The organism is Streptomyces sp. SID9727 (genome assembly GCF_010550605.1).
Lineage (GTDB): Bacteria > Actinomycetota > Actinomycetes > Streptomycetales > Streptomycetaceae > Streptomyces.
On record NZ_JAAGNI010000243.1, the window covers coordinates 1 to 883 of the forward strand.

Annotated in this window: 1 protein-coding gene; it reads left to right on the forward strand. The window is 77.1% G+C overall.

Annotation, left to right across the window (positions count from 1 at the left end):
* Positions 1-883 (forward strand): ATP-binding protein (locus G3I41_RS15510; RefSeq protein ID WP_164400794.1); only part of this gene is annotated, 883 nt, incomplete at both ends.

The following is an 883-nucleotide window of genomic DNA, read 5'->3' on the forward strand; positions in this document are numbered from 1 at the left end:
AGGAGCGGCCGCGCAAGGCCCTGGAGGTCGCCGCGGCCGGCGGCCACCACCTGCTGCTGACCGGTCCGCCCGGAGCCGGCAAGACCATGCTGGCCGAGCGCCTGCCCGCGATCCTGCCGCCGCTCACCCGGCAGGAATCCCTCGAAGTGACCGCCGTCCACTCGGTGGCGGGCATCCTGCCACCGGGCGAGCCCCTGATCGCCCGGGCCCCGTACTGCGCGCCCCACCACTCGGCGACCATGCAGTCACTGGTCGGCGGGGGCAACGGACTGCCCAGGCCGGGAGCGGTCTCGCTCGCCCATCGCGGAATCCTCTTCCTGGACGAGGCGCCGGAGTTCTCCGTGAAGACACTGGACGCGCTGCGCCAGCCCCTGGAGTCCGGGCACGTCGTGGTGGCCCGCAGCGCGGGGGTGGTGCGGCTGCCGGCCCGGTTCCTGATGGTGCTCGCCGCCAACCCGTGCCCCTGCGGGCGGCACACCCTGAGCGGTGCCGGCTGCGACTGCCCGCCGTCGGCGGTGCGGCGCTACCAGGCCAGGCTCTCCGGACCGCTGCTCGACCGGGTGGACCTCCGGGTGACCGTCGCCCCGGTCACGCGGGAGGACCTGATGGGCCGGGGCGGCCGGGGCGAGTCCACGGCGATCGTCGCCGCCCGGGTGCGGGAGGCCCGGGACCGGGCGGCCGACCGGCTGGCCGGCACACCCTGGACGACCAACAGCGAGGTGCCCGGCCACGAACTGCGGACCCGGCTGGCCGCGGCCCCGGGCGCGCTGATGTCGGCCGAGCGGGACATGGAGCGCGGGCTGCTCACGGCCCGGGGCCTGGACCGGGTGCTGCGGGTGGCGTGGACGGTCGCGGACCTGCGCGGTGCGGCCCGCCCCGACGC